Source organism: Microbacterium sp. DT81.1 (assembly GCF_049844955.1).
Lineage (GTDB): Bacteria > Actinomycetota > Actinomycetes > Actinomycetales > Microbacteriaceae > Microbacterium.
Genome location: NZ_JBNCMA010000003.1, coordinates 281,003 through 287,095, shown reverse-complemented (window position 1 = coordinate 287,095; position 6,093 = coordinate 281,003). Strand labels below are relative to the sequence as shown.

Sequence of the window (6,093 nt, the reverse complement as noted above, 5' to 3'; positions counted from 1 at the left end):
AGGGACCGACGCGAGCCGGCTCAGGGACCGACGCGAGCCGGCTCAGGGACCGACGCGAGCCGGCTCAGGGACCGACGCGAGCCGGCTCAGGGACCGACGGGAGCCCGGCTCAGGGACCGACGCGAGCCGGCAGCTGGCCCGCCGCGGTGGGGGATGCAGGCCCGGACGCGCGGATGAAGGCCGGGACGGGGGCGCGGATGCCGACACGGATGCCAGGGCTACGCGCGCAGCCAGCGCCGGATCGCGAAGCCCGCGGACAGCGCGGCGAGGATGACGCCGATGCCGATCAGAACGGGGATGACGAGCACCGCGTCGGTGAGATCGATCCAGGTGGTGACGAAATCGACCCGTTGCCGCAGATAGTCGTTGACACCGAACTGCACGCCGGCGACGATCGCCGCGCTGGCCAGCACGGACCCGATCAGGGCGGCGAAGACGCCTTCGAGCACGAACGGGGTCTGGATGAAGCGATTGGATGCGCCCACCAGGCGCATGATGCCGATCTCTTTGCGGCGGGCATATGCGGAGAGCCGAATGGTCGTCGAGATCAGCAGTACCGCGGCGATCAGCATGAGCGCGGCGATGCCCACCGCGATGTAGGTGGCGACGGTGAGCGCCGAGAAGAGCGGCTCCAGGTATTGCAGCTGGTCAGCGACCTCCTCGACGCCGGCGGTTCCGCTGAACGCCTCGATGAGCACATCGGACTGCGTCTGGTCGCGCAGGTTCACCCAGAATGTCTCGTTCACCTGCTCGGGCGTGATGACGTCGGCGTAGTCGTCGCCGAGCAGCTCGATCAGGTTCGCGTACGCCTCCTCGTGGGTCTCGAAGCGCACGTTCTGGATCAGTGGCGCGAGCGTCGGGCTTTGCAGCGCAGCCTCCACCTCGGCGACCTGCTGATCGGTCGCCTCTCCGCCGACGCACGTGTCCTCGGTCGAGACCGACGTGCACATGTAGACCGCGACCTGGGCACGATCCACCCAGAAGTCGCGCATCGTGCCGATCTGCGCCTGCATCAGGATCGCCGCGCCGACGAACGTCAGCGACACGAAGGTGACGAGGATCACAGAGATGACCATCGACGCGTTGCGGCGAAGACCCGTGAAGACCTCCGACGCGATCAGACCGAACCTCATGTGGTCGGCCCCACTTCTTCCTCGTCGTCGTGCCCGGACAGGCCGAGCCGATCGGCGACGCCGAGATCCGCGAGTTCGATGTCGGCGATCTGCGGCAGGGCCACCGGGCCGGTGTGCATCGGGGGGGATGCCTCGGCCTCTCGGATCGCCTCCGCCTCGGTCTCCGGCTCGGGATCGGGTTCCATCAGATCCGGCTGGTGGTGAAGCGCCTCGACCTCGGGCTCGCGAATGGTGGATGCCGCGGCCAGCTGCACGGAGTCGGTGGCGAGCACCTCGCGCTGCACCTCGAGCACCGCGGTGAGAGCCGCGACGCTGGCGGCTCCGCGCTCGACGAGCGGGGTGAGGCTCGGGATCGCGGACGTGTCGCCGTATCCGCCGTGGCGCTCGTCGCGCACCATCTGGCCATCGCTCAGCTCGATCACGCGGCGCTGCATCTGATTGACGAAGCCGGCCTCGTGCGTCGCCATGAGGATGGTGGTGCCACCGGCGCTGATCCGGGCCAGCAGCTGCATGATGTCGACGGACGTGCCCGGGTCGAGGTTGCCGGTCGGCTCGTCGGCGAGCAGCACCTGCGGCCGGTTCACCAGGGCTCGTGCAAGCGCCACGCGCTGCTGCTCGCCGCCGCTGAGCTCGTGGGGGAACCGCTTCTCCTTGCCCTCGAGGCCGACAAGGCGGAGCGCTTCGGGTACGGCCTGCTGCACGAAGCCGCGGGAGGACCCGATCACCTGCAGGGTGAACGCCACGTTCTGGAACACGGTCTTCGACGGGAGAAGCCGGAAATCCTGGAACACCGCACCGATGTGCCGACGGAAGTACGGGACGCGGCGGTTCGAGAGGGTGCGCAGGTCACGGCCGAGCACGACGACGCGGCCGGAGCTGGGGGTGTCCTCGCGCAGGATCAGGCGCAGGCACGTGGACTTTCCCGATCCGGAGGGCCCGACGAGGAAGACGAATTCTCCCCGTTGCACCTCGAAGTCGACGTCGTCGAGCGCCGGCCGTACGGTGCCGCGATACCTCTTGGTGACGTTTTCGAAGCGGATCATGGCTGAACGAGCCTATTCTCGCCACGCGAGTCGTGGCCCAGCGACACCCAACGCGGCGGCATCCGCTAAAGCCCCCGGTCGCCGAGCCTGTCGAGGCGTCCCTGCCCGCGCGACCCTTCGACAGGCTCAGGGAGCGGGACCCGGTCTGGAACGGAAGGTCGCTCAGTCGTCGGTGGGGCGCTTGCGCCAGCGGATGCCCGCGGAGATGAAGCCGTCGAGGTCGCCGTCGAAGACGGCGGACGGGTTGTTGACTTCGTGATCCGTGCGCAGGTCCTTGACCATCTGGTACGGCGCGAGCACGTACGAGCGCATCTGATCGCCCCAGCTCGCGGTGATGACGCCCGCGAGGTCCTTCTTGATCGCGGCTTCCTGCTCCTTCTGGAGGATCAGCAGGCGCGACTGCAGCACGCGCATCGCGGCGGCACGGTTCTGGATCTGCGACTTCTCGTTCTGCATGGACACGACGGTGCCGGTGGGAAGGTGCGTCAGGCGCACGGCGGAGTCGGTCGTGTTGACCGACTGCCCGCCTGGACCTGACGAGCGGAACACGTCCACGCGCAGGTCCGACTCGGGGATCTCCACCTCGACGGCTTCGTCGAGCAGCGGAATCACCTCGACCGCGGCGAACGACGTCTGCCGTTTGCCGGCCGAGTTGAACGGGCTCATCCGCACGAGGCGGTGCGTGCCTGCTTCGACGCTCAGGGTGCCGAAGGCGTAGGGGGCGTCGACCTCGAACGTGGCGGACTTGATGCCCGCCTCCTCCGCGTAGGACGAGTCCATGATCGTGACCGGGTACTTGTGCTGCTCGGCCCAGCGCAGATACATCCGCAGCAGCATCTCGGCGAAGTCGGAGGCATCCACCCCGCCCGCACCCGCCCGAATGGTGACGACAGCGGGACGATCGTCGTACTCGCCGTCGAGCAGCGTCTGCACCTCGAGCTGGCCGATGATGTCCTCGAGCTCTGCCAGCTCCTTGCGAGCCTCGTCGGCGGAGTCCTCGTCGCCCATCTCGTTCGCGAGCTCGACGAGCACATCGAGATCATCGAGGCGCGACTCGATGCTCTCGATCTTCGCGAGCTCCGACTGGCGGTGGCTCAGCGCGCTCGTGACCTTCTGAGCCTTATCGGTGTCGTCCCAGAGGTCCGGCGCACCGGCTTCCTCACTGAGACGGGCGATCTCACCCTGGAGGCGCTCGACATCGACCACCTCGCGGATGTCGCGGAACGTGGTGCGAAGCGCCTGGATGTCGGCGGAGAGATCGAGTTCGAGCATGACACTCCAGACTAACGTGGATGCTCGTGACCGACAGCGCGACGACCGTCCTCCGCCGGTTCGCGCCGATGATCTACGGTCCCACCCTGCTGTTCGCGGTCGGCGAGGGCGCGGTGATCCCGCTGCTGCCGGTGCTCGCCGCGCAGCTTGGCGCCGACATCGCCACCGCGGCGCTCGTCGCCTCGGCCCTCGTCGTCGGGCAGCTCTGCGGCAATCTTCCGGCGGGGTGGGCGGTCGCCCGCATCGGCGAACGCCTGACCATGGCGATCGCGGGGGTCGTCTGCCTCGCCGGCGTGGCGGGCATGATCTTCGCGGCGCACATCGGCGTGCTCGCGGCATCCGTGTTCGTCATCGGCTTCTGCGCCGCCGCCTTCGGCCTGGCCCGGCACTCCTTCATGACGACGCGGGTGCCCTTCGGCTTCCGCGCCCGTGCCCTGTCGCTGCTCGGCGGCACCTTCCGGCTCGGCATGTTCATCGGTCCGTTCGTCGCTGCCGGGCTGCTGGCGCTCTTCGGCGACGAGCACGCCGCCATCTGGTTCTTCGGGGTGTGCCTGATCGCCACCGTGGCGCTCGTACTTCTCGGGCCCGACCCGGAGAAGGTCGTGAACGGGGCGGATGCCGGGGCTCGAGCCTCCGTCGAAGACACGGGCGAGCCGGTCACAGGCTCCATCCCGACGTCCGGCCTGGGTCGCGCCCTGAAACCCGGAGCCGGGGTCTTCCGCACGATGTGGGAGTACCGCCGCCTCCTCTCTCGACTCGGCCTCGCGGCCGCCTCGCTGTCCGCCGTGCGATCCGCGCGCCAGCTCGTGCTCCCGCTCTGGGGCGTGTCGATCGGCCTGGACGCGTCGACGATCGCGCTCATCGTCGGGCTCTCGGGCGCCATCGACTTCGCCCTCTTCTACGCGAGCGGCCAGGTGATGGACCGATTCGGCCGCCTCTGGGCGGCGCTGCCGGCGATGGTGCTGATGGGACTGGGGTTCCTCGCCCTCGCGTTCACGCACGACCTGCCGACCGCCGACCTGTGGTTCGGGGTGTTCGCGATGATCCTCGGCGTCGGAAACGGCCTGTCCTCCGGCATCCTGCTGACCCTCGGCGCTGACGTCGCGCCGCGGGAGGACCCTGCCCCCTTCCTCGGATCGTGGCGCACGCTGACCGATGCCGGTGGGGCGATCACCCCGCTCGTGGTCGCGGGCCTGACGGCCGCGTTCTCGCTCGCCCTCGCCACCGGGCTGGTCGGAGTGGTCGGCCTGCTGGGCGCCGGCGCCTTCGTCCGATGGGTTCCCATGTTCGTGCCTCGCACCGGTGCCGACGCCGGTCCGCCGGATGATGAAAGAGTGGAACCATGACGACCGCTGTGGGAACGAACTGGGCCGGAAATCTCGCCTACTCGGCGACCGAGATCGCACGACCGACGAGCGTGGAGGAGCTCGCCGATGTGCTGCGGGGCGCCTCGCGAGTACGCGCGCTCGGCACTCGGCACTCCTTCAACCGCATCGCCGACACGCACAGCACGCTGGTCTCCGTGTCCGCACTGCCGTCGGTCGCCGACATCTTCGCCGACCAGAGGCTCGTGCGGGTGTCGGCCGGCACGCGCTACGGCGACCTCGCCGCCGAACTCCAGGCGGGGGGCTGGGCCCTGCCGAACCTCGCTTCCCTCCCCCACATCTCCGTCGCCGGCGCCGTGGCCACGGGAACACACGGCTCGGGCGACCGCGTTCCCTCGCTTGCGGCATCCGTCGCCCGCGTCGAGTTCGTCACACCGGACGGCGACCTGCACTCCCTCAAACGAGGCGACGCGGACTTCGAAGGGGCGGTCGTCTCGCTGGGCGCCCTCGGCGTGATGGTCGCGATCGACCTCGACATCGTGCCGTCGTTCGAGATCGCGCAGACCGTGTTCGAAGGACTGCCGTGGGACGGCGTGCTCGCGGATCTCGATGCCGTCACCGCGCTCGGCTACAGCACGAGCATGTTCACGACCTGGCGGGACGCCGACGTCGTCGACCAGCTCTGGATGAAGGCGCGGGTGGATGCCGGCGGCACGGTGCCCGACGAGGTGCTCGGTGCGCGGCCGGCGCCGCAGGACCGGCATCCACTGCCCGGTGTCTCTGCCGTGAACTGCACGCCGCAGCAGGGCTCCGCCGGGCCGTGGCTCGACCGGCTGCCGCACTTCCGCATGGGTTTCCAGCCCTCCAACGGCGAGGAGCTGCAGTCCGAATACCTCGTGCCGCGGCGCTTCGCGGTCGAGGCTCTCGGCACCCTCCGGTCGCTCGCGGGGCGCATATCGCCGCTGCTGCAGGTGTGCGAGGTGCGCACGGTGGCGTCGGATGGCCTGTGGCTGAGCTCGTCGTACGAGACGGATGCCGTCGGCCTGCACTTCACATGGCTGCCCGACCAGCCGGGGGTCGAGGCGTTCCTTCCCGACCTCGAGGCGGCGCTCGCGCCGTTCGACGCGCGCCCGCACTGGGGCAAGCTCTTCGTCCGGCGCGACGTCGGCCGGCTGTATCCGCGGTGGTCGGACTTCGCCGCGCTGCGGGAGCGGTTCGACCCCCGAGGAGTGCTGCGCAACGACTGGATGGCGGAGCTCGGGCTGTAACGGGTTTCTCCACAGCCTTGTCAATCCCGTCCGCACGGGAAATGCGATCAGG

Annotated in this window: 5 protein-coding genes; 2 read left to right on the top strand and 3 right to left on the bottom strand. The window is 69.3% G+C overall.

Annotated elements, in window-relative coordinates; genetic code table 11:
* Positions 1–218: 218 nt before the first annotated feature.
* The 3 genes from ftsX to prfB all read right to left on the bottom strand — a co-directional run bounded on the left by ftsX (position 219) and on the right by prfB (position 3,448).
* Entirely contained in the window at positions 219–1,133 is a 915-nt protein-coding gene (gene ftsX / locus ACLQ2Q_RS09840) for a permease-like cell division protein FtsX (RefSeq protein WP_425820262.1), read from the bottom strand.
* On the bottom strand, positions 1,130–2,176 hold the full coding sequence (gene ftsE, locus ACLQ2Q_RS09835; protein ID WP_425820261.1) for a cell division ATP-binding protein FtsE: 1,047 nt from the start codon (positions 2,174–2,176) through the stop codon (positions 1,130–1,132). Before ftsE ends, ftsX begins: the two co-directional genes overlap by 4 nt.
* 162 nt (positions 2,177–2,338) lie before the next feature.
* On the bottom strand, positions 2,339–3,448 hold the full coding sequence (gene prfB / locus ACLQ2Q_RS09830) for a peptide chain release factor 2 (protein WP_425820260.1): 1,110 nt from the start codon (positions 3,446–3,448) through the stop codon (positions 2,339–2,341).
* Positions 3,449–3,468: 20 nt separating this feature from the next.
* Between prfB and ACLQ2Q_RS09825 the strand changes: the two genes are divergently transcribed.
* Positions 3,469–4,794, top strand: a complete 1,326-nt coding sequence (locus ACLQ2Q_RS09825) for an MFS transporter (RefSeq protein WP_425820259.1) — start codon at positions 3,469–3,471, stop codon at positions 4,792–4,794.
* Positions 4,791–6,041 carry an FAD-binding protein gene (locus ACLQ2Q_RS09820; RefSeq protein ID WP_425820258.1) on the top strand — a complete coding sequence of 417 codons (1,251 nt, stop codon included), beginning with the start codon at positions 4,791–4,793 and terminating at the stop codon, positions 6,039–6,041. The genes ACLQ2Q_RS09825 and ACLQ2Q_RS09820 overlap by 4 nt, the downstream gene beginning before the upstream one ends.
* The last annotated feature ends 52 nt before the right edge of the window (positions 6,042–6,093 follow it).